The 23,237-nt window shown below is 72.6% G+C and carries 19 protein-coding genes; 8 read left to right on the forward strand and 11 right to left on the reverse strand.

Annotated elements, in window-relative coordinates:
- The 3 genes from AC1DIW_RS11340 to AC1DIW_RS11350 form a co-directional block, all read right to left on the reverse strand.
- On the reverse strand, window positions 1–256 hold a 256-nt coding region (locus tag AC1DIW_RS11340; protein WP_478108231.1), incomplete at its 3' end, for a helix-turn-helix domain-containing protein.
- A 224-nt stretch (window positions 257–480) separates the two neighbouring features.
- Window positions 481–3,498, reverse strand: a complete 3,018-nt coding sequence (locus tag AC1DIW_RS11345; RefSeq protein WP_478108233.1) for a bifunctional FdrA/YlbE family protein — start codon at window positions 3,496–3,498, stop codon at window positions 481–483.
- A complete protein-coding gene (locus tag AC1DIW_RS11350) occupies window positions 3,491–4,441 on the reverse strand; it encodes an oxamate carbamoyltransferase subunit AllH family protein (RefSeq protein ID WP_478108235.1) in 951 nt (316 codons plus the stop codon). Before AC1DIW_RS11350 ends, AC1DIW_RS11345 begins: the two co-directional genes overlap by 8 nt.
- A 79-nt stretch (window positions 4,442–4,520) precedes the next feature.
- On the opposite strand from AC1DIW_RS11350, the gene AC1DIW_RS11355 reads away from it, so the two are divergent.
- From AC1DIW_RS11355 to AC1DIW_RS11385, 7 genes are all read left to right on the forward strand, one after another.
- A complete protein-coding gene (locus AC1DIW_RS11355) occupies window positions 4,521–6,284 on the forward strand; it encodes a helix-turn-helix domain-containing protein (protein ID WP_478108237.1) in 1,764 nt (587 codons plus the stop codon).
- Window positions 6,285–6,731: 447 nt separating this feature from the next.
- A complete protein-coding gene (locus tag AC1DIW_RS11360) occupies window positions 6,732–8,225 on the forward strand; it encodes a uracil-xanthine permease family protein (protein WP_442277866.1) in 1,494 nt (497 codons plus the stop codon).
- 145 nt (window positions 8,226–8,370) lie between these two features.
- Window positions 8,371–9,255 (forward strand): FAD binding domain-containing protein, encoded by an 885-nt coding sequence (locus AC1DIW_RS11365; RefSeq protein WP_478108239.1) that lies wholly within the window; start codon window positions 8,371–8,373, stop codon window positions 9,253–9,255.
- Complete coding sequence (locus AC1DIW_RS11370; RefSeq protein ID WP_478108241.1) at window positions 9,248–9,793, forward strand: (2Fe-2S)-binding protein; 546 nt, start codon at window positions 9,248–9,250, stop codon at window positions 9,791–9,793. Before AC1DIW_RS11365 ends, AC1DIW_RS11370 begins: the two co-directional genes overlap by 8 nt.
- The gene (cutA, locus tag AC1DIW_RS11375; RefSeq protein ID WP_478108243.1) at window positions 9,790–12,222 is read left to right on the forward strand and encodes an aerobic carbon-monoxide dehydrogenase large subunit; all 2,433 of its coding nucleotides are present in this window, start codon (window positions 9,790–9,792) and stop codon (window positions 12,220–12,222) included. The genes AC1DIW_RS11370 and cutA overlap by 4 nt, the downstream gene beginning before the upstream one ends.
- On the forward strand, window positions 12,219–12,866 hold the full coding sequence (locus AC1DIW_RS11380) for an SRPBCC family protein (protein WP_478108245.1): 648 nt from the start codon (window positions 12,219–12,221) through the stop codon (window positions 12,864–12,866). The genes cutA and AC1DIW_RS11380 overlap by 4 nt, the downstream gene beginning before the upstream one ends.
- A 2-nt stretch (window positions 12,867–12,868) precedes the next feature.
- Window positions 12,869–13,792: a carbon-nitrogen hydrolase family protein gene (locus AC1DIW_RS11385; protein WP_478108247.1), complete on the forward strand. Its 924-nt coding sequence runs from the start codon at window positions 12,869–12,871 to the stop codon at window positions 13,790–13,792.
- Between the two features lie 128 nt (window positions 13,793–13,920).
- On the opposite strand, the gene AC1DIW_RS11390 is transcribed toward AC1DIW_RS11385, so the two are convergent.
- Window positions 13,921–15,180: an LPXTG cell wall anchor domain-containing protein gene (locus AC1DIW_RS11390; RefSeq protein ID WP_478108248.1), complete on the reverse strand. Its 1,260-nt coding sequence runs from the start codon at window positions 15,178–15,180 to the stop codon at window positions 13,921–13,923.
- Between the two features lie 348 nt (window positions 15,181–15,528).
- Between AC1DIW_RS11390 and AC1DIW_RS11395 the strand changes: the two genes are divergently transcribed.
- On the forward strand, window positions 15,529–15,975 hold the full coding sequence (locus AC1DIW_RS11395) for a DUF1269 domain-containing protein (RefSeq protein WP_478108250.1): 447 nt from the start codon (window positions 15,529–15,531) through the stop codon (window positions 15,973–15,975).
- Window positions 15,976–15,980: 5 nt separating this feature from the next.
- On the opposite strand, the gene AC1DIW_RS11400 is transcribed toward AC1DIW_RS11395, so the two are convergent.
- The 7 genes from AC1DIW_RS11400 to AC1DIW_RS11430 form a co-directional block, all read right to left on the reverse strand.
- The gene (locus tag AC1DIW_RS11400) at window positions 15,981–16,610 is read right to left on the reverse strand and encodes an RDD family protein (RefSeq protein ID WP_478108252.1); all 630 of its coding nucleotides are present in this window, start codon (window positions 16,608–16,610) and stop codon (window positions 15,981–15,983) included.
- An 8-nt stretch (window positions 16,611–16,618) separates the two neighbouring features.
- Complete coding sequence (locus tag AC1DIW_RS11405; RefSeq protein ID WP_478108253.1) at window positions 16,619–17,626, reverse strand: hypothetical protein; 1,008 nt, start codon at window positions 17,624–17,626, stop codon at window positions 16,619–16,621.
- A 67-nt stretch (window positions 17,627–17,693) separates the two neighbouring features.
- Window positions 17,694–18,926 (reverse strand): RNA polymerase sigma factor, encoded by a 1,233-nt coding sequence (locus AC1DIW_RS11410; protein ID WP_478108837.1) that lies wholly within the window; start codon window positions 18,924–18,926, stop codon window positions 17,694–17,696.
- The gene (locus tag AC1DIW_RS11415) at window positions 18,923–19,381 is read right to left on the reverse strand and encodes a YciI family protein (RefSeq protein WP_478108254.1); all 459 of its coding nucleotides are present in this window, start codon (window positions 19,379–19,381) and stop codon (window positions 18,923–18,925) included. Before AC1DIW_RS11415 ends, AC1DIW_RS11410 begins: the two co-directional genes overlap by 4 nt.
- A gap of 89 nt (window positions 19,382–19,470) precedes the next feature.
- On the reverse strand, window positions 19,471–20,826 hold the full coding sequence (locus AC1DIW_RS11420; protein WP_478108256.1) for a CPBP family glutamic-type intramembrane protease: 1,356 nt from the start codon (window positions 20,824–20,826) through the stop codon (window positions 19,471–19,473).
- A complete protein-coding gene (locus tag AC1DIW_RS11425) occupies window positions 20,823–21,341 on the reverse strand; it encodes a hypothetical protein (protein ID WP_478108258.1) in 519 nt (172 codons plus the stop codon). The genes AC1DIW_RS11420 and AC1DIW_RS11425 overlap by 4 nt, the downstream gene beginning before the upstream one ends.
- Window positions 21,342–21,531: 190 nt before the next feature.
- A complete protein-coding gene (locus tag AC1DIW_RS11430; protein WP_478108259.1) occupies window positions 21,532–23,235 on the reverse strand; it encodes a sensor histidine kinase in 1,704 nt (567 codons plus the stop codon).
- Between the last annotated feature and the right edge of the window lie 2 nt (window positions 23,236–23,237).

Below are 23,237 nucleotides of genomic sequence, written 5' to 3' on the forward strand. Positions count from 1 at the left end.
CGTGGGTGCGTTGCTGCGCGATCCGGACCGAGTACACCCCGCCGACGCGGTTGCGGGCCAGCTCCCGGGTCACGCTGGATCGGTGCACGCCCAGCTCCGCGGCGATCCGGGCCGGGCGGTGGCCCTCGCCCAGCCGCAGCGCGATCACGCCCCGGCCGGCGTCGGTCAGACGCCCCCGCGCGTCGGTCCAGTCACCCTCGCTCACCGGTGCGGCAGGGCGCGCGAGGCCACCGACGGGCCCCATCCGAAAGGTCATACCCACCACCTTGGCCCATCGACCCACCGCGCGACGGTCCACCGCGATCCGCCGCGCTACCTCCAACGCCGGTAGGCCCTGCTCCAGCAGCCCCAACGCCTGCTGCCGCTGAGCCCAGGAATACGTCCCCGGGATTCCACCCATCGCCTGCCTCCACGCAATCCGTGTTGCGCAGACGATCTGAAGCCAAGCCGTCGGGAAGTGGGCACTCGACTTCGGGGGTGTCAGGGCTCCTTGGTGGCGGCGGCGAGGGCCGCCAGGGCCTGGGTGAAGCACTGCTCCGGGGGCGTCACGAGGCCGGCGCCGACCTGGCCCGTGCCCGCGACGCGGCCGGCCATGCCGGTGTTGATCTGGGGCAGGATGCCGGTCCGCGCGACCGCGGCGACGTCGATGCCGGTCGGCGTCCCCCGGAACTCGAGGATCGGCACCTGGTAGGCCGTGTGCTCCCCCACCGTGATCTCGTACATCGTCTGCGTGGCCCGCAGCGCGAAGGGCACGTCACCGCCGACGAACTTCACGATCGCCGGCGCCGCGGCCATGGCGAAGCCGCCGATGCCGGCCGTCTCGGTGATGGCCGAGTCGCCGATGTCGGGGTTCGCGTCGTCCGGGCCGTAGGCGCCGAGGAAGAGCCCTTCGGGCGTGTTGGCGGGACCGGTGAACCACTGGTCGCCCGTGCCCGACACGCGGATGCCGAAGTCGGTGCCGTTGCGCGCCATCGTCGTGACGACACTCGATCCCGGGATGCCATGGGCGGCAAGGGTGCTCAGCTTGCACGCCGGCATGCCGAGGTTGAGGAAGAAGTGCTCGTTGGCGCCCGAGAAGCGCACCGCCTCGGCGATGTCGGCCGACGGCGCGTCGGCCGTGATCATCGTCGGCAGGAGCTCGCGCAGGAGCATGAGGGACCCGGCGCGGTTGCGGTTGTGGCCCTCGTCGCCCATCTGGAGCATCTGGGCGATGATCGCCTTGATGTCGATGGGGCCCTGCTGCTCGACGCGGGCGCGCACGGCCTGCTGGAGGATCGGCCCGAGCACGGTGTTCATCCACCGCAGCCGGTCGATGACCTCGGGCCCGTATGCGCCGTAGCGCAGCACCTTGCCGAGACCCTCGTTGAGCGAGCACCACGACGTGTTGTCGTGCACCTCGTCGCGCAGCTCGTAGACCCACATCGACGGGCTGATGACGCCGGCCATGGGGCCGACGGCGTCGCGGTGGTGGCACGGCTCGAGGGTGACGCCGTCACCCTTCTCGAGCTTGGCCTCGGCCTCCTCCGCGGTGTCGGCGAGGCCCTCGAAGAGCATGGCGCCGATCAGCGCACCCTTGAGCGGCCCTGAGGCACGGGCGAACTCGATCGGCGGCCCGGCGTGCAGGAACGTGCCGCGCTCGAGCCCCAGCACCTCGTGCGCGGGCCGCACGTCGACGAGGTCGGCGCCGGCGGCGGTCATCCGGCGCAGCGCCTCGGCGTTGGCCGCGTCGCGTCGTGAGTCGGCAAGGACACGGGCCAGGTCACCAGCGGTGCCCGCCATCGGCGGCTGCCACGCCGCCTCGGTGACCGAGACGGCCTGCGCTCGAAGGGCGTCCGAGAAGAGCGACACCCCCGCAGACGCCACGGAGACGTCGTTGCTGAGCAGTCCGTGGAGCTGCTCATCACCCGCATTTCGTTGGGCCGCAGGCTCGGTCGCGTATGCCGTGTCGCTCGTCGCGCGGTCCGGCTTCGTCACGTCGTGGCCGAGCAGCCGCAGGGCCTCGCGGGTGGCGGCCGCATTCGACAGCATGACGACCGCACCGGCCTGGACGAGCCGGCTGGCGCTCCGCTCGAGTCCCTGGGGGTCACCCTCGGATCCGGTCAGGGAGACGACGACGTCGAGGTGCCGGCCGTCAGCGGCGGCGGTCGCGCGCGCCGCCCGGATGGCATCGGCGAGCTCGGGCGCGGGATCTGGATGGGCGCCGTGACCGAGGACGAGGTCGAGGAGCAGCACGCCACACGTCGGGTCGGCGGCCTCGACGGCGATCCGCTCGAGCCGCAGCGAGGGGTCGATCATCGGGTGCGCGCGGCCGACGGTCATCGTGTCGTCGCCGAAGTCGATGACGACGTGCCCGGGGTCGCGCAGGTCGGCACCGAGCCCGAGCTCGGGCCGGAGGGGGATGTTGGACTTGATGTCCCCGAGCACCTCGCCGGCCACGAGCATCGCCTCGTCGGCGAGCGTGCCGCCGCAGAAGAGCCCACGCAGCGAGCTCCCCTGAACTGCTGCCGATCGGGCTTCCGGCGTGAGCTTCGCCCAGTCGTCGTCTGAGACGCCGGGCCGCCACGTGCGCCACGTCTCCGGCACGACGTGACCGGTGGCGGCCAGCGCCGCCTCGACCGCGGTGGTGAGGTCGGGTCGCCCGGCCCCGAGCGTCGCCCAGAGGACCGGCTTGCCGAGGGCGGCGGCATACGCCTCCAGGTCTGCGAGCACCTCGGGCGCGGGGGGCTTGGACACGACGACGATCGACGTGGTCTCCGGGTCGGCCGCGAGCGCGGCGAGCGCCTGCTTCGTCGAGCGCGCAGCGACGGCGGAGGACAGGTCACGGCCGCCGACCCCGAGGCAGTGGCTGATGCCGACCCCGGCCGCGTCGAGCAGGCACATGACCTGCTGCGCCCCGGTGCCCGAGGCCGCGACGAGGCCGACGGAGCCCGAGCGCACGACGTTGGCGAAGCCGAGCGCCACGCCGCCGACGACGGCGGTGCCGCAGTCCGGACCCATGACGAGCACGTCGGCGGCAGCCGCGGCGTCCTTGAGGCGGACCTCGTCCTCGACGGGAACGTTGTCGGAGAAGACCATGACGGAGATCCCGGCCCGGACGGCGTCGAACGCCTCGGCGGCGGCGTGCTCGCCGGGGACCGAGACGAGGGCCAGGTCGGCGCCGGACCGGCGGATCGCGCCACCGAGCGTCCGGGCCGCAGGCGCCTCACCGAATCCACCGGAACCGCTTGCAGCAGAACGGCTCTGGGTGAGCGCGGACTCGAGCGCGGCCTGACCGGCGGCGATACCGGCCTCGTCGCCCCGGATCGCCACGACGAGGTCGTTCGGCGCCGAGTCCGGCACCTCGAACCCCATGCCGCGGATGACCTCGAGGTTGAGCTCGGTCGCCATGGCGACCTGGGCGGCCTCCACCCCGGGGGCGGCGGCGACGGTGCGCGAGACCTGCATCAGGGTCACGGAGTCGAAGTAGGCGCCGGTTCTCAGCTCGACGTGGTCAGCCACGGTGGGCTCCTTCGTGGGGGTGTTGGCGGGAGACGGACGGGAGGGCGTCGACGGCACGGAGCGCACCGCTGACGCCGGAGAGCAGGTCCCGGCCGGAGGAGTGCCCGATGGCGAGCACCCGGCCGACGAGGTCGGTGAGGTTGGTGAGGCTGGTGGGGCCGGTGAGATCGGTGGACGGTCCGAGCGGCCGGACCGAACCACGGGAACCTCCGCCAGGGACGGGTTCGGGGCGGTCGTTCCGGCCGATCGACCCGGCCCCGGCGACGAGGGTGACGAGGCGCGCGACGTCCGGGACGGCATACCCCTCCCCGGCGGCGACGAGGAGCGCGGCGGACAGGCTCGTCGTCCGCGACAGCGCGCTGCGCACGGCAACGGCGACGGCGGCCCCGGCGTGTCGGGCGCCCGGCACATCGACCGCCGCGAGGGTGAGCAGCACCCCGCAGAGGGCGTCGTCTCCGCTCGGGGTCAGCCCACGACCAACGCCGACGAGGCCGCGGACGCCGGCCTCGGGCGAGCGACCGGCCAGGGCCGCAGCCGTCAGGTCGTGGGCGAGGTCACCGAGGACACCGGGCTCGGGCAGCGCGGCCGCCCCGGCCCCTGTCCCGCGGGCCGCCGGCCGCACCAGACCCGGCCGCAGGGGTCGCACGGCGACGACGTCAGCCCGCGGAAGGCATACGCGCCCCTCACCCACGACCACGTGCGCACCGGGCTCGACGCCCCAGCGGACCTCGGTCGACGGCAGGGCGAGCCGGATGCCGATGGGCAGGGCGACGGCGTCGGAGGCGAGCACGGCGAGGACCCGCTCGTGCGCGCCGAGGTCGAGATAGAGGCACATCGGGAACGCCGCGAGCACCCGGCAGCGCCGGGGCGCACCGGCCACCTCGGCGGCGACGAGCGGCGACACCGCGGCGGGCAGCAGCGTCACCTCGAGACCGTCGCCCATCCGCACCTCCCGCGCCGTGTGATGGACCGCAGACGCGGACCGCTGACGCGACGCTATCGACGCTGGGTAGGGTGCGCTCATGGTGAAAGTTGCCAACGATCCGGCCGCACCCGAGGGTGACTTGCCAGCACCGGCGCGCCCCCGGGACGCCGAGCCCGAGGTGTCCGGCATCTCCCTGCGGCTCATCGCCGGGCTCGCCGCCGCCGCCCACGGCGCCGTCCGCGCCGGCCATCGTCGCCTCGACGTCAGCGTCGACAGCACGACGCCGCTCAGGTCGGCGTTGCGCGACGCGGGTGCCGACGCGGACACCGGCTCGGACCCCGACTCGGACCCCAGGACGCGACTCGCCCACCGGCTCGTCCTCACCGACGCCGCGGGCCTGGCCGAGCTGGACGGCGACCTCCGTGACCTCGGCGACGTCGTGACGGCCCTGGACTCGGCCGGCGCCGCCGCGCTCGTCGTCTCGGGGCTCAGCGGCAAGCCCCTCGCCGCGCTCGTGTCCGCGGCCGAGCTGACCGGGCTGCCGGTCATCGACGTCCCGCTCGAGCACATCGCGACGTTCACCACCGAGGTGCTCAGCGCGATCCTCGAGCACCAGACCGCGATCCTGCGCCGGCTCGAGGACGCCGACCGGGCGCTCGTGCAGATCGTCCTCGCCGGCGGCTCGCTCGACGACCTCTGCGAGCAGGTCGTCGGTTTCCTCGACGGCGCCGTGATGGTGACGACGACGGACGGCCGCGTCATCGCCCGCGCCGGGTCGCCGCAGGAGCTGGAGCGCACGCTGTCGCTCGAGTGCTTCGACCGCACCGGCCGGCTGCTCACGGAGGCCGAGCCGATGGGCCCGCGCCCCGACGGACCGACGGCGAACCGCTCCGCCGTGCGCATCGTCGCCGGACACCTCGACCACGGCGTCCTCATCGCCTTCTGCAGCCACCGCCACCTCACGGTCGACGACGTGCGCCTGCTCGAGCGGGCCGCGACGGTCGCCGCCCTCGCCATCACCAAGGACGAGGCCGTCTCGGCGGTGGAGAGCAAGTACCGCGCCGAGTTCCTCCGCGACGCGCTGGCCGGTCGCGCCGGCTCCCCCGTCGAGGCCGTGGCCCACGCGAGCTCGCTCGGCTGGGACATCGACCGCCCGATGGTCGTCGTCGTCGCCGAGACCGACGAGGACGACGACCGCTCGACCCGCGACGCCGACGAGGTGCGCTTCCTCCAGCAGCGCTTCGCCCGGGCCTGGACGCACGCCGTGGCTGTGCGCGACTCCCGTTCTCCCGTCATGGGATTCAGCCGCGAGGTCGTCGCCCTCATCGGCGTCCCGGCCGAGGCGGAGACCGAGACCGTGATGCGGATCGTCGGCGAGTACGTTCGGGTCGTGCGCGGCGACGGCGGCGGCGGTCGGCGCAGCTTCTCCGCCGGGGTGTCGCGGCCGATCACGTCCCCGGCCGGCCTGCCCCACGCGTACGACGAGGCGCTCTCGGCGGTCACGGTCGGACGCCAGATGCACGGCGACGGCGCCCTGACGCACGTCGACGGCCTCGGCATCTACCGCCTGCTCGCGCTCATCCCTGACGGCGCCGACCTGCGCCGCTTCGTCACCGAGTCGCTGCGCGAGCTCGCCACCGACGACTCGCCGGAGTATGCCGGCCTGCGCCAGACCCTGAGCATCCTGCTCGACACCAACATGAACGTCGCCGAGACCGCCCGTCTGCTCTTCTTCCACTACAACACGCTGCGCTACCGCATCGGCAAGCTCGAGAAGATCCTCGGCCCCTTCACGACCGACCCCGACCTGCGCCTGACGCTCGCCCTCGCKCTGAAGATCCACCAGATGCGCGGCATCTGACTCGTTCCGGCACCCCCACGACAATCGAAAGAGCAATCCGTCCCCCTCCCAGCGCGAGCGCGCGGTCCCACGCGCGTGAGGGGCGGATTGCTCTTTCGATTACAGAAGGAGGACGCGCGGACCTCGCTCTGAAGATCCACCAGATGCGCGGCATCTGACCCCACGCGATGGCGTATGCCGTCGGACGGCAATCGAAAGAGCAATCCGTCGCCTGGTCCCGAGGCGGGCGGATTGCTCTTTCGATTGCCGAAGGGGGGTGCGAACCTCCACGCACCCGGCGGGACCCGACAAGTCGGGCACCCGGCATACGTCATCTCCTGCCAGAGGGTCTCCGTCGGCGTGTATCAACGTTTGACGAACGCAGTCCCCTGTCGTGGGAGTAGTTTTCGGCCATCCCGGAGTGGGACGTGACCCCCATCACCTCATGGGGCAACCATAGGAGTCGGAATGGCTTTGGGCTTGGGCTGGAAACTGCACGGGGACGGCAAGACGATGGGCCCCGACGACGTCGTGGCCCCGGACGAACGACTGGCGTGGGGCAGGACGGTCGGTCTGGGTGCGCAGCACGTCGTCGCGATGTTCGGGGCGACCTTCGTCTTCCCGCTGGTCATGGGCCTCAACGCCCAGCTCGCGATCATGATGAGCGGGATCGCGACGATCTGCTTCCTGCTCATCGTCAAGGGCAAGGTGCCCAGCTACCTCGGCACGTCGGCGAGCTTCGTCGGCGCGGTGGCGGCCATCCGTGCGCAGGGCGGCACGTCCGCCGACGTGACGGGCGCGATCCTCGTCGCCGGCGCCGTGCTCGCGCTCATCGGTGTGGCAATCCACTTCGCCGGGTCCGCGGTGCTGCACAAGGTGCTGCCGCCGGTCGTGACGGGCGCCGTCGTGATGCTCATCGGCTTCAACCTCGCGCCGGTCGTCGCCAGCATCTATTGGCCCCAGGACCAGTGGGTGGCGCTGCTCGTCATGGCGTTCACGATCATCTGCGCGGTCGCCTTCAAGGGCTTCGCGTCGCGCATCGCGGTCTTCCTCGCGCTCATCTTCGGCTACGTCATCTCGTGGCTCTTCGACAAGGTGTTCGGGCAGATCACGTCCTACGACGCCGGCGCCGGCAAGGTCACGACGCACTTCCGGACGAACTTCGACAACCTCGCCGCTCAGCCGTGGTTCGGCCTCCCGCCGACGTCGACGACCGGCGCCGACGGCAAGGAGATCGTCGGCATCCACGCACCGTCGTTCTCGATCGCCGCGATCCTGCTCGTGCTCCCGGCCGTCATCGCCCTCGTCGCCGAGAACACCGGCCACGTCAAGGCCGTCGCCGAGATGACGAAGACGAACCTCGACCCCTACATGGGCCGGGCCATCGCCGCCGACGGCATCGGTACGGTCATCGCGAGCTCCGTCGGTGGTTCGCCGACGACGACGTACGCCGAGAACATCGGGGTCATGGCGGCCACCCGCGTCTACTCGACGGCCGCCTACTACGTCGCCGCGATCGTCGCGATCATCTTCGGCCTCTCGCCGAAGTTCGGCGCCCTCGTCGCCTCCGTGCCGGGTGGCGTGCTCGGCGGCATCACCGTCGTGCTCTACGGCATGATCGGCCTGCTCGGCGCGAAGATCTGGAAGGAGAACGGGGTCGACTTCGGCAACCCGATCAACCTCGTGCCCATCGCGGCCGGCATCATCATCGGCATCGGCGGCGTCTCGCTCGTCTTCACGTCGGACTTCACGCTCGGTGGCATCGCGCTCGGCACGATCGTGACCATCGTGGCCTACCACGCGGCCCGCGCCCTCGCCCCGGCGGACCTGCGTGAGCGGGCCGACGCCGCGAGCGGCACGATGATCTCGCTCGGCGAACGGGAAGGGGACTACGGCGACGCCGACGGCATCGACGACCTCTACCAGGACCGCCCGGGCGGACCGGACCTGCGCCGCCGCTGAGACAGCACGCACCACGCGCCCGTGGGCCTCCGATCTCGCATCGGGGGCCCACGGCCGTTCACGGCAGAAGTTGCCAAAAGCCCACGTGCAGCGATGCACAACGATCACTAGTCCCCACCGGGGGTCGGAAGGCAGGATCGGTTCGGTGAAGCCCGCCCCCTTCGAGCACCACGCACCGCTCACCGTCGAGCAGGCCGTCTCCGTCCTCACCGAGGTCGGTCACGACGGCAAGGTCCTCGCGGGCGGCCAGAGCCTCATCCCCATCCTCAACATGCGCCTGGCCTCGCCGGCGCACCTCGTCGACATCAACCGCGTCGCCGGCCTCGACACGATCGAGGTGACGCCGTCGGCCGTCCGGGTGGGCGCGCTCGTGCGCCACGCCGGCCTCGAGCGCTCCGAGAGTGCGTATGCCGTCCTCCCCCTCCTGCGCCAGGCGCTCGTCAACGTCGCCCACCCCGCCATCCGGAACCGGGGCACGACGGTCGGCTCCATCGCGCACGCCGACGCGGCCGGTGAGATGCCGGCGATCCTCGCGCTGACCGACGGCGTCGTCGAGGTGGCGGGGCCCGCCGGGGCGCGCGAGATCGGCTGGTCCGACTTCTTCCTCGGCGCGCTCGAGACGTCGCTCGCGGCCGAGGAGCTCGCGGTGGCAGTGCGTTTCGGCCGGTTCCCGTCCGGGACCGGCACCGCCTTCACCGAGGCCGCACGGCGTCACGGCGACTATGCGATGGCCGGCGTCGGGGTGGCGGTCACGGTGACCGACGGCGTCGTGTCGGCCGCTCGCGCCTCGTTCGTCTCCGTCACCGACGTCCCGTCCGTGCTCGACCTCGGGCCGGCGCTCGGTGGCGTCGAGCCGGGCACGGGCGCGTGGGACGCGGCGCTCGACGCGGCCGCCGAGGCGGTGCGCGAGCACGTCGAGCCCGAGGGCGACATCCACGCGAGTGCCGACTACCGCCGCATGCTCGTCGCGGAGCTCACCCGCCGCACCCTCCCCCAGGCCGCCGACCGCGCAGGAGCCAGCCATGACTGACACGACCAGCGAGACGCTCCACGAGGTGACGGTCACGGTCAACGGGGTGCGCCGCTCGGCCACCGTCCCGGCCCGCCGCCTCCTCTCGGACTTCCTGCGCCACGACCTCGAGCTCACCGGCACCCACGTCGGCTGCGAGCACGGCGTGTGCGGCGCCTGCACCGTCCTCGTCGACGACCAGCCGATGCGCTCGTGCCTGATGTTCGCCGTCACGGCCCAGGACCACGCGATCACGACGGTCGAGGGCCTCTGCTCGGCGCCCGACGCCCGGGTCGCGCCGACCGGCGAGTCGATGAACCCGGTCCAGCAGGCCTTCGCCGAGTGCCACGGGCTCCAGTGCGGCTTCTGCACCCCGGGCTTCCTCACGACTGTGACGGCATACCTCGAGGAGAACCCCTCTCCGACGAGCGAGGAGGCGCGAGAGGCGATCTCGGGCAACCTGTGCCGCTGCACCGGCTACCAGAACATCGTCAAGAGCGTCCTGCGCGCCGCCGAGATCAGGGCCGAGCGCGCAGGCGCCACCGAGGAGCAGTCATGACGACGCAGATGTTCGGCGCGCCGATCAAGCGCAAGGAGGACCCGCGCCTCGTCACCGGCGGTGGCCGCTACCTCGACGACCTCGGCCACGACGCCCTGGCGGCAGCCTTCGTCCGCAGCCCGCACGCCCACGCGCGCATCGTCGACATCGACGCCTCGGACGCCATCGACGTCGAGGGCGTCGTCGGCATCTACGTCCACGAGGACCTCCCCGGCCGGGTCGGCGAGCCGCTGCCGCTGCTCATCCCGCACCCGACGCTGACCCACGGGCGCACCGGCTACGCCCTGGCCAAGGACGAGGTCAACCACGTCGGCGAGCCGATCGTGATGGTCGTCGCGACCGACCGATACGTCGCCGAGGACGCCTGCCAGCGCATCCGCGTCACCTACGACCAGCTGCCCGTCGTCGTCGGCATCGAGCACGCCCGGGACGGCGACCTGCTCGTCCACGACGACGTGCCCGGCAACGTCGCGGCCCACATGCTCCAGGAGGTCGGTGACGTCGACGCCGCCATGGCCGCCGCGCCGCACACCCTGACGCTCGACCTCGACATCGAGCGCAGCGCCTGCATGCCGATGGAGGGCCGGGGCGTCTACGCGCGCTGGGACCGGGACCGCGGCGAGCTGCGGATGTACTCCTCGACGCAGACCTCGACCGGCGTCCGCGCCGCCGTCGCGGCCAAGCTCGACCTGCCCCTCGCGAAGGTCGAGTGCATCGCCCCCGACGTGGGCGGCGGCTTCGGCGTCAAGATCGTGCACCCGTGGCCCGAGGAGGTCCTCGTGCCGTGGGCCGCCATGCTCGTCGGACGCCCGGTCAAGTGGGCCGAGGACCGGCGCGAGCACTTCATCAGCGCCGCGCACGAGCGCGGCCAGCTCCAGCGGGTCACTGTCGGCTTCGACGACGAGGGCCACCTGCTCGCGCTCGACGTCAAGTTCTGGCACGACAACGGCGCCTACACCCCCTACGGGATCATCGTCCCGATCATCACCTCGACCCAGCTGCTCGGCCCCTACAAGCCCGGGACCTACCGCTGCGAGTTCTGGTCGCTCTACACGAACACCGTTCTCGTGACGCCCTATCGGGGCGCCGGCCGTCCGCAGGGCGTCTTCGCGATGGAGCGCACCATGGACGCCATCGCCGACGAGCTCGGCCTCGACCGCGCCGAGGTGCGCTCGCGCAACTTCATCCTGCCGAGCGAGATGCCCTACGACCACGGCCTGCTCTTCCAGGACGGCCGCCCGCTGAAGTACGACTCCGGTGACTTCCCGGCCAGCCTCGCCAAGCTCAAGGAGCTCGTCGGCTGGGACGACTTCGCCGACTACCGCCGCCAGGCCGAGGCCGAGGGACGCAAGGTCGGCCTCGGGATCGGTTGCTACGTCGAGGGAACCGGCGTCGGGCCCTACGAGGGCGGCCACATCCAGATCGAGACGAGCGGCCGGGTCAACGTGGCGACGGGCCTGACGTCGCAGGGTCAGGGCCACGAGACCGTCTTCGCGCAGATCGTCGCCCAGGAGCTCGGCGTCCGCATGCAGGACGTCCACGTCACGACGGGCGACACCCGCAAGATGGCGTATGCCGTGGGCACCTTCGCGTCGCGCGCCGCGGTCATGAGCGGCAGCGCCATCGCCCTCGGCGCCCGCAAGGTGCGCGAGAAGGCGCTGCGCATCGCCGCCGACGCCCTCGAGGTGTCGCCCGACGACCTCGAGATCGTCGAGGGCACGGTGCGCGTCAAGGGCGCCCCGACGACGTCGATGAGCCTCGGCACGGTGTCGGTGCTTTCCAACCCGCTGCGCTACGCGTTCGACGAAGCCGCCAAGGCCGCAACGCAGTTCGCCGGCACGTTCGACCCCGACAAGCCGCCCGTCGCCGAGGGCGAGGAGCCGGGCCTCGAGGGCAAGGGCTTCTACTCCCCCACCCAAGCGACCTTCGCCAACGGCATGCACGCAGCCATCGTCGAGACCGACCCGGTCACGGCCGAGATCAAGATCCTGCGCTACTGCGTCATCCACGACTGCGGCACGATGATCAACCCGATGATCGTCGAGGGCCAGGTCCACGGCGGCGTCGCCCAAGGTGTGGGTGGCGCCCTCTACGAGCGGATGGCCTACGACGAGTCCGGGCAGCTGCTCAACGCGAGCTTCATGGACTTCCTCATGCCCTACGCGTCCGAGGTGCCGACCATCGAGGCCGACCACCTCGAGACCCCCAGCCCGCTGAATCCCTTGGGCATCAAGGGTGCCGGCGAGGCGGGGTGTATCCCCGTGTCGGCCGTCATCGCCTCGGCCATCGAGGACGCCGAGGGCTTCCCGATCACCCGGATGCCGATCTCGCCCAACGAGCTCTGGGAGCTGCGCCGCCGCCACGCGGACGGCGAGATCCCGTCGCTGCACCGCCTGTCACACACGTCATCGAAGGAGCCGTCCGCATGAAGATCACCGGATCCGCCACTCTCGCGGCCGACCCGCAGCAGGTGTGGGACGCCTTCCACGACCCGGCCGTGCTCGCGCGCTGCCTCCCCGGCTGCGAGCGCCTCACCGAGCTCGGTCCCGACCACTACGCGATGACGGTCACGGCCGGGGTCGCGGCGATCAAGGGCACCTACGACGGCGAGGTCTCGCTCCGCGACCCTAAGCACCCCGACTCCTTCACCATGAAGGCCTCCGGCGCGGGCGCGCCCGGCACCGTCGACGCCGACGTCGTCGTGCGCCTGGCGCCGTCCCTCGCCGGCGGCACCGAGCTCACCTACGACGCCGACGCCTCCGTCGGCGGGGTCATCGGCGGCGTCGGCCAGCGCATGCTCGCCGGTATCACGAAGAAGATGGCAGGACAGTTCTTCTCCGCCGTCGACGCCGACATCTCCGGCGTCCGTGTCCCCGCCCCGAGCGCTCCCGAGGCCGTCACGCCGACGGGAGCACCCGGCATACCCAGTGGGGCGCCTGCGCCCGTGACGTATGCCGGCCGGCCGGCCCCCGCGGCGCCGTTCGCCGGGCGCGACTTCGCCCTCGGCGTCGTCACCGGCGGAGCCGTCGCCCTCGTCGGCGTCGTCGTCGGCTGGGCCATCGGGAGGCGGTGACAGTGCGCGCGTTCACCGCCGCGGCTGTCCAGGTCGCCCCCGTCGCGGCTCCCCTCACCCCCGAGACGATCCGCGCCAACGTCGACACGTGCGTCGAGATGACCCGCGCGTGCGTCGCCGCCACCGGCGCCGAGCTCGTCGTCCTGCCCGAGACGGCGAGCACCGGCTTCACCCCGGGCTGCTCCAAGGAGGAGCTCTGGGACCTCGTCACCGAGCTGCCGGGCGCGATGATCGAGTCGATCCAGGCCGTCGCACGCGAACTGGGCGTGCACATCTGCTTCGGCACCTACGAGCGCGGCCCGGAGCGGGGCGTCGTCTACAACTCGTCGGCGCTCATCGGCCCGGCGGGCGACCTGCTCGGCACCTACCGCAAGACGCACCCGTTCTGCTCCGAGATCGTCTCCGGCGGCGGCTGGGTGACGCCTGGCGACACCGTCACGGTGTGCGACACCGAGCTCGGCCGGATCGGCATGATCATCTGCTTCGACGGCGACTACCCCGAGCTGTCGCGGATCCAGGCCGTGCAGGGCGCCGAGGTCATCTGCCGCCCGTCGGCGCTGCTGCGCTCGGCCGACATCTGGGACCTCACGTCGAGGGCGCGTGCCTACGACAACCACGTCTACGTCATCGGCGCCAACGCCGTCGGCGCCGACCCGGCCGGCGTGCTCTACTTCGGCAACTCGCACATCGTGACGCCGATCGGGCACATCGTGGCCAAGGCCGCGACGCACCCCGGCTGGGTGACAGCGCGGCTCGACCCGGCCGAGGCGCTCTCGTCGCTGACACCCGGGTCCAACGTCGGCCAGGCCTTCGACCACCTGCGCGACCGCAACCTCGACCTCATCCGCAACCACCGGGCCGAGCTGGAAGGCGTCGCCGAGACGTCGTTCCCGCACGCCCCGATCCACCGGGGCGACGCCGGCTGACCCGGACCCCGCCGACCGACGACCGTTGGTAGACGTGGCGCGTCGATCACGGCGTGTCGGCCGGCGTGTCGCTCCTGACGCGCACCAACGGTCGTCCGACGGCTGGCGGTGCGCGCGGTCCGGTGTCCTCAGCCCGCCGGGAGGCCGGCTTCGACCTTCCGGTGCGCCATCCCCCAGACGGCGGCGAGCAGCAGAGCCACGACGATCGCGATGAGCAGCACGACGATGCCGGTGGGGTTGTTCCAGAGCACGAGGACCAACATGCCGACCCCGACGACCACGCCGGCCGCGACGCGGGCGTGCTCGCGGACCGCGATCCCGACGGGCCCCTGGTTCAGCGAGTGCCACGCGTTGCCGGAGATCCGGCTCACCCAACGGCCGGCGCGGGCCAGCGCGGCCCGATGGCCGAGCAGCGCGGCGATCCCGGCGACGAGCAGAGCGATGATGAACATCAGCCGTATGCCGTCGATGAGGAACCGCGTCACGGTGTCGAAGAGGTAGGCCGAGGCCTGCGGCGTGATGACGTCGGTCGGCATCTGGCCGAGGTAGACCTCGCGCAGGATGACGAGCGCGAGGCGCAACAGCAGCAGCCCGATCGCCGTCGAGAGCGCCGCCCAGAGCAGGGCGCGGCGTCGGCGCCCCCGGGCGAGCGCGACCGCGCCCGCCAGAAGGACCAGCCCGACCCACGGCAGCCAGTTCGCTGCGGTGTTGAGCCACCGCACGACCTGCTGCGCGCGGTCGACGCCCTGGATCTGGGCGATCTCGATCGTCGCGCCGACCGTCGGGATGTTCTGCGCGATCCCGAGACCAGCGGCCACCAGCCGGGTCTTGACCTGCGCGATGATCGGGCCGAGGTTGAGCACGACGGCCCCGGTGCTCGACACCGTGACGGCGGTGCCCTGGTTCTCTCCGGTCAGGAGGCTGACGAGCGCGGCGTGCCCGGCTCGGTTGGCGGCCGTCCAGAGCGTCACGAAGGCGTCGCTCGTCACGGCCTTGTGGACCGCGGTGCTGATGAGCCCGGAGACCCCGCTCTCGATCGGGGCCTTGAGCCGCGCGGCCTGCGGCGGGAGCGCCGCGAGCGCCTGATCGACGAAGGCGTTGATGTCGAGGCGGGCGGCGATCTCCCGGTTCACCGCCGCCTCGACGGAGACCTGGACGTCCGGGTTCGACGCGAGCGGCTCCATGGTCGTGACGTAGCGGTCGGTGTCGAGGACCTGGTTGCGCGCCCAGATGGCGGGCACCGCGAGCGTCAGGCACAGCGCACCGATGATGGTGAGGATGACCACGAGGGTGGTTCGCGCGGCGTGTCGCGCCCGCACCGCCGTCGGCGACTCCAGCTCGGCGTTGCGACGGCGGAGCCGCTCGATCTCGGCCTCGAGCGCGGCCACGTCCCGTACGGGCACCGGTTGCGTCGGTGACGAAACGGTTCCGCCGCCGTCCACTGCTCTGTGATCGTCCATGGTCATGACTTCGCCTCCCCGTGCCCCGGTCGCTGGGTCGACCGAGTCGGTGTCTGCCGGTCCGACCGACTGGCCGGTCCACTCGCCCACCATCGCGCCGTCGCGGCGGCGGGTCATCATGCTCTGAGGGTGACCCGGACGCGTTGGCGCGCCGACCCGGGAGCTGGCCCGGGAGCAGGCCGGGGAGCAGGCCCGGAGGCTGGCGACGACGGACGGCTCCCAGCTCACCCCGCGGGCATGACGTCGAGCCCCGGAGGCAGGCGGAGCATGGGAGCCATGCCACCGGATGCCGACCGTCCGCGCTCCGTGCCGGCCCGGACCAGCCAGCTCCTCGGCCGAGGCCGGGACCTGCAGGCGCAGGCGGGCCAGCGCCTGCGCACCGCCGGCGACGAGCACGTCACGGTCAAGCTCGTCATCGACGCGCTCCGGGAGGACCGCGACACCGGGGGCCACTGCTCGCCTTCGCGCCGCTCCTGGGGCTCGCCGTGGGCGTCGGCTGCCGGTGCCCTGGGCGGGTCGCTGCGCGACGCGGGCATCGGCGACGCGTTCATCCAGGAGGTCCGCGACGAGGTCACCCCGGGGACGTCCGCCCTGTTCGTCACGACGTCAGACGGCGACGTGGAGCGGGTCCGGGACGCGTTCCTGGCCCACCACCCGACCCTGCTCCACACCAACCTCACGCCGGAGCAGGACGCCGCGCTGCGGGAGTACTTCGGCGCCTGACGGCGTCACGGACCGGGTGTCGCCGGACCGGGTGTCGCCGGACCGGGTGTCGCCGGACCGGGTGTCGCCGGACCAGGGGTCGCCGGACCGCCGTTCCCCTCATCGCCGTCGTCAGCCTCGGGGGCGGCGTCCCGCTCCGAGGCGGACACCCAGTCGTACACGACGGACGAGCGCAGCAGGATGTCGGCACCGGACCGGTTCTCGGGACTGACGACCACCCAGAGGAGCACGACGGGGATGAAGACGCACAGCAGGGCGCGGGCCAACGCGACCCAGGGCCGCAGACGCCCGCCGCGCGAGTTGACGACCCGCAGCCCGAGCAGGCGCGCCCCGTAGCTGCGGCCGGTGGTCGCCCACGCCAGCGCCAGGTAGCAGACCAGGAACCCGAGGAAGGCCACGAGCAGCAGTCCGAACCCGGGGTCCGGGAAGCGGAACGTGCGCGGGCCCAGCACGAAGTACGCGGCGGTCGCCCCGGCATACGCCAGGGCGMCCGCGACCACGCCGACGAAGGCGTCGACGCCCGCAGCCAGCGCTCGGGTGACGATGCCGGCCCGGTGTCCCTGCACCGACCGCGCCCCCAGGGGGATCGCGATGCGCGCGATCGGGCCCCGCGGTGGCCCCACCGGCGGTTGCACGGTCGTCCTCAGTGCGCGAGCCCGGGATCACCCGGACCGGACCCGGGCCGGGCCGTGTGGCGGACGGCCGGCCCGGGCGCCCCCTCCTCGTACGTCGACCCGGGAGCCCGCTCGGGTCGGTGCAGGAGCCGGTCCACGACGTGCGCCACCCGCTCGTCGGCCCCGATCCCCTGCCGACGGACCTCCCGAAGGCCCTCGGACGCCATCGAACCGGTCGAGCTGCGGATGATCCCGGGCAGGTCGATCCCTTCGACGACGTACTCGGCGAGCGCGATGAGGTCGAGCTTGGCGACCACCGCGTCGAGGTCGGCCCGCGCCACGACCGCGTCGACGTCGATCCGGTCGATGATCCGCTCCAGGTCCACCCGTGCGACCACGTCGTCCACGTCGACCCGGCCCAGCACCGCCTGCAGGTCGGCCCGCGCCACGACCGCGTCCACATCGATCCGGTCGATGATCCGCTCCAGGTCCACCCGCGCCACCACGTCGTCCACGTCGACCCGGCCCAGCACCGCCTGCAGGTCGGCCCGCGCCACGACCGCGTCCACATCGATCCGGTCGATGATCCGCTCCAGGTCCACCCGCGCCACCACGGCGTCGACGTCGACCCCAGCGACGATCGCATCGAGGTCGACGTGCTCAGGCACCATCTCGGTGAGGTCGACGAGCCCCAGCAGCCCGTCGACGAGCCGGGGAGCCAGACGCTGGCCCACGACGTATGCCTGTTGCGCGGCGAGCCGCCGCTGCCGCTCGCCCCGTTCGACGACGTCCACGACCCGCGGGTGCCAACGCAGCCGCCGACCGGCGGCGACCGACCCCGACGCGAGCGCCGACAGCGGTCGGACAACGAAGCCTGCTCTCGCGGCGACCCGGCGCGACCCCGCCAGCGCGACGACGGCGAGGCCCAGCGCGACGTCGGCAACGTCGACCGCCGTCCATTCCGGCCCGCGCTCCCCCGCCACGGCCAGGGGCGGGACCCGGCCGGAGTCCGGCTCCTTCGGGAGGCCGATGAGCACGATGGCTCCTCCTGACGACGAACGACGGGGACATCTCGATCGTGGGACTCCCCGGGGTGGCCGCGCCTCATCCTCCGCGGGTGACTCGCGGAGACCGGAGGCGTGCAGCAAGGGCCGCGAGGTGGCGCCGCTCGGCCTCGTTCGTCGCGGTCGCCGCGGCCCGGTCGAGCGTGGCCGCCGCGGCGACGGTCTCACCCGCCATCTCGAGGAGCTGGCCGCGCACGGCGAGCCATCGGTGCGTCGTGCCGAGCCGGTCCTCGACCGCGTCGACGACCTCGAGAGCGGCCCGCGGACCGCAGGCCATCGCCACGGCCACCGCGCGGCCCAGCGTCACGACCGGGTTGCCGGTGATCTCCTCGAGGATCCCGTAGAGGGTGAGGATCTCGGCCCAGTCCGTGTCGGCTGCGGAGGCTGCCCGGTCGTGCACCGCCGCGATGGCGGCCTGCAGCTGGTACTCCCCCACCGCGTCGAGCGCCAGGGCCTGACGGAGCAGATCGAGCCCCTCCGTCACGAGGGAGCGATCCCACCGCGAGCGGTCCTGCTCGGGGAGCGGCACCAGCGCTCCCGAGCCGTCGCTGCGGGCCGGGGCACGCGCCTCGAGCAGGAGCATCAGGGCGAGGAGACCGAGAACCTCCGGATGCTGGGGCAGGCTGGCCACGAGCAGCCTCGTCAGGCGAATCGCCTCGCGGGACAGCTCGATCCGCTGCACCGCATCACCGTGCGTGCTCGCATAGCCCTCGTTGAAGAAGAGGTAGAGGACGTGCAGCGCGGAGCGGAGGCGGGCGTCACGGTCGGCGGCGGACGGCATACGAAAGCCTTCTCCGGACGCACGGATCGTCCCCTTGGCGCGGCTGATCCGCTGCGCCATGGTCGGCTCGGGCACGAAGAAGGCGTGCGCGATCTCGGCCGTCGTCAGTCCGCCCACGGCGCGCAGCGTCAGCGCGATCGCCGACGTGGGGGTGAGCGAGGGGTGGCAGCACAGGAGGAGCACCGTGAGGCTGTCGTCGTGGTCGACGGGGTCGTATGCCGGCACCTCCCACGCGATGACGCGCGCCTCCCGCTCCCGCCGGGCCGCGTCCCTGCGCCACAGGTCGACGAGACGCCGGGAGGCGGCGGTGACGAGCCAGGCGCGGGGCTCGTCGGGCACCCCGTCGACGGGCCAGTGCCGCGCGGCGGCGAGCAGCGCCTCCTGGACGGCGTCCTCGGCGGAGTCGAAGTCGCCGAAGCGGCGACTGACGATGCCGACGACCTGCGGCGCGAGCGTGCGCAGCAGGTCGTCGAGCGCGGGTGCAGGGCTCAGTGCGAGGCACCCGTCGTGCGCAGGAAGGCGTCCATCTCGTCGGTGTTCGAGGGCGCCTGCTCCATCACCTGCCGGACGTGGATCGGCTGGCGCGTCGGGCGACCCCCGCGGCCCGGGACGGCCGACATCCGCGACGCGATCTCGAGGGCGCGCTCCTCGGAGTCGACCTCGACGACCTGGAAGCCGGCCATCCACTCCTTGAACTCCTGGAACGGCCCGTCGGTGACGACCGGCGCCACCCCGTCGGACCGGACGATCTTGGCGAGGTCGGGGCCGGTCAGGATCGTCGACGAGACGAGCTCGCCGTTGGCCTCGAGCTCACCGATGAGCACGCCGTAGTAGTCGAGGTGTGCCTGGACCTCCTCCGGGGTCCAGTCGGACATCGGGGCCGTGTCGTCGCCGGACTGGAAGTCCACGCCGATGAGGTACTGCGCCATGTCGCTCTCCTTCGTCACGTCGTGCCAGCGTGGCACGCTCACCCGGGGGACGGAGCCGACGACGCGCCCTCGACATCGTGGCGCAGCCGAGGTGGTGCGGCGCCCGCTCAACGGGTCGAGCCGAGCACGAGACGTCGGCGCGTGACTGCGGCGACCGCCGCAGCGGCGAGCCAGCTGAGCACGACCGCGGCCCAGAACGGGCGGTGGTCGGTCCCGACGACGCCGAACCAGCTGTAGGCCGCGTCGAAGGCAGCGTGGAACACCGCGGCGACGACGACGCTCCCCCGCGCCGTGGTGACGAGGGCCGTGACGAGCACGCTCGTCGGCACGATGAGGAGCAGGAACCCGAGAAGGGGCAGCCCGTGGTCATGCTGGCCCGGGACCAGGAGGAGCGGCAGGTGCCACAGACCCCACACCAGCCCGACGACGACCGCCGCGGCCAACGGCGCCATCCGCTCCTGGAGACGGGGCAGCAGCACCCCACGCCACGCGAGCTCCTCGGTGAGCAGGAAGAGCCCGGTTCCGTAGGCGAGGTAGGTCAGCGCGCCGGGGAGTGACATCAGCTGCCCGACGGGGCTCGGTGCGCCGAGGGCCACGGCCACGCCAGCAGAGGCGCCACCCAGCAGGACCGGGACGCCGAGGGCCGCGGCATACGCCCAAGGCGACACCCGCCACCGCGTCAGGCGACCCCACAGGTCGACGAGGGCCGGACGGCCACCGCGCACTGCGATGACGACGACGAGCGGCAGCGTCATCGACCAGAGCGCCGCGCCCTGCGGCAGCCGCCAGCCCCACCAACCCGCGGACTGCCCGAGCGCCGAGAGCCAGAAGAGCCACGGCGGCACGAACACGGCGAGGACGGCGAGGACAAGACCTCCCCGGCCGAGTGGCGGGGTCAGGCCGGACCGGACGTTGCTGGGGCCAGCGCCCGGGAGGGCGGGTGCGGTGGTCGTGTGGCTGGTCCTGGGGGCGCGCGCGAGCACGTTGGTGATCTCCTCGGGAGGGGTCGACTTCGTCAGGTGGGCCACGGCCCCGGAGGCCCTGGCGGACCGGTCGTCTGCGGTGTCGAAGCCGAGCGAGACGACGGTGAACGGGCCGGCAGGGTGCTCGGCGAGGTCGTGGATGAGGGCGTGGCCGGCGGCCCGGGTCGGGAGGGCGATGTCGACGAGGACGAGGTCGACCGAGGCCGGGGCGATCGTCAACGTGCGCCGGGCCTCCTCCCCCGTCCGGGCCGTGCCGGCCAGTGCGAGCCGGTCGTCGGCGGTGATCAGGGACGCGAGGCTCGACCGCACCCGGACGTCGTGTGCGACGACGAAGATGCGGATGGGACGGGCGCCGGATGGGTCCTGCTGGTGCTCAGGCTGGTGCTCGGGCTGGTGCTCGGGCTGGTGCTCGGGCTGGTGCTCGGGCTGGTGGGGCGGCCGATCCTGCACCCGGCCGGCCGAGAGCGTGGCGGCGCTCACGACCGCACCTGTGCGAGGGCGGCCGGGCCGGCGACTCGGGCGAGCTGGATCGCCAGCGTCGCGAGGCGTCCCGCGACCATCGCGAGCGCCATGAGGACGAACGCAGCGGTCCAGGCGGCCGCGCCGGTGATGAGGTGGTCGCGCGAGAACCCTCCGATCGTGGCCGCGCCCGGGCCCTGCGCCCAGGCGGCGAAGAGCATCCGTCCGCCGATGACCGCGACCCACAGGGCCGCGAAGCCCACGCCCGCCGAGACGGTGACCCGGCCGCGCCGGGTCTCAACGCGGCACAGGAACGCCGCGAGGACGCCGAGCGCGAGACCGGCGCCGGCCCCGACGGCTTCGAGGAGCCAGTCGTTGCCCACCGTCGGGACGTCCCGGAGGAGGCCGCCGGCCGCCGCGACGACGATGAGCAGGGGCATGACGAACATCGACCGGGTGACCTCACGCACCCCGAGGTTGCGGGAGAGGACCCAGACGAGCAAGAGGACGTTCAGAGCCCACTGAGCGTTTGACATGGTGTTGACGACCTTCCGTGGAGGCTGTTGCTGACACGGAATACGTTGCTGCACAGCCACCCCCGGCCACATCGGCCGATTCGCTCGGTCGGCCCGTGATCTCCGGCCGAGGCCGCCTCGGCGCAATGACGTAGACGAGACTCGGCGCCAGGGGCGCGCGCGGCTGCGGCGACGTGGGCTACGGCGTCGGCTACGGCGTGGGCTGGGGGAAGGTCAGCGTCACGGTGGTGCCGGCCCCGGGTTCGGACGCGATCTCGAGGCGCGCCCCGACGGCCTCGGCGCGCTCGGCCATGGTCCGCAGGCCCAGGTGCCCCGGCCACGAGGCACGGGCGTCGAAGCCCCGGCCGTCGTCGACGACGCTGATGCGGACGACCTCGGGCTCGTCCGGGGTGGCCCGGACGACCTGCACCTCGACGTCGAGGCGTGACGCGTCGGCGTGCTTGACGGCATTGTTCAGCGCCTCGAGGGCGGCCCGGTAGAGGTGCTCCTCGACGTCCGGGTCGAGGCCCGTCGGGACCGTGGCAGCAGTGACGGTGATCGGGATCTGCTCACGGGCCGACAGGGCGGCCGCCTGCCGCGTCAGGGCCGAGACGAGACCCTCCTCCGCCAGCGCACCCGGGCGCAGCTCGAAGATCAGGGCCCGCATCTCGGCCAACGCCCCTAGGGTCAACGCCTGCAGCTGGCCGACCTGGGTCTGCGCCGGATGATCTGCGTGCAGACCCGCCGCCTCGAGGTGACGGGCCACGGCGGAGGCGTGCAGGGTCATCGAGAAGAGGGCCTGGCTGACCGAGTCGTGCAGGTCGCGGGCCAGCCGGTGGCGAGCCTCGAGCGACGCGGCCTGCGCGGCCGTGCTGAACAGCTCGGCGTTCTGGGCCGCGACGGCGGCCTGGTCGGCGAGGGCGGTCAGGTAGGCCTCGTCGTCGTCGTCGAGTCGCTGACCGGGCTCGAGGTAGACGTGCAGCTCGCCGTACGAGGAGCCCGAGGAGATCAGCGGCACGATGGCCACGTCGTCCCAGACCGCGTCGTGCGCGTAGGGGTGCAGCGCCGCGAACCGCGGGTTGGCCAGGACCCGTTCCCGCATGCCCTCCTGCAGGATCAGTCGCCGCTCCCCCACCTCGCGAACGGGCATGTCCGGGTGCGAGTACGTGGCAGCAAGTGCTTCGGCGAGTCCTGGGCCGAGCAGCGGATCAGCATGACCGACAGCCGAACCCGTGCCGGACGAGCCCCACGACACGATCGAGGAGGCATACGCGTCCGTCGTCTCGCGGACCGCGTCCACGATGCTGGCCAGCGTCGTGGAGAGCGGCTGGTCGACGCTCATGCCGGCGGCCACGCGGGTGAAGGTCGCGATCCTGGCCTGCAGCCGCCTCGTCGCCCGCACCCGGTCGGTGGCGTCCGTCACGATGTCGACGATCCCGACGATCCGGTCGCCCTCGAACAGCGGTGCGAAGACGACGTCCCAGAACGTCTCCAGCCCGGGGATCGCGACCCGGTGGGCGGCCTGGCGAATCACCTGTCCGGAGAGGACCGCGTCGACGAGGGGCTGGATGCTCTCCTCGTTGCCGGGGATGAGGTCGTGGAGCGACGCCCCCGGCGTGGTGTACTCCGGCCCGACGCCCAGATAGTGCTCGTAGAAGTGGGTCCAGGTCCGGTTGCACCGCTGGAGCAGCAGGTTCGTGTCGAAGACGGCCACTCCCATCGGTGCGCGGTCGAAGACGAGGTCGAGCAGCTGCTCGTCGAGGCTCGTGCGGCTCGCGCGCGCCGGCTCGAGGACAGGCACCGTCGGCATCGAGGTCGACCGCAGGCTCCGGCTGAGCGCCAGGGGGTCGATGCCCGGCGCCACCGCATCGTCCTGCATGCCGTCCTGCATGCCGTCCTGCATGCCGTCCTGCATGC

Source organism: Terrabacter sp. 01T434 (assembly GCF_056398545.1).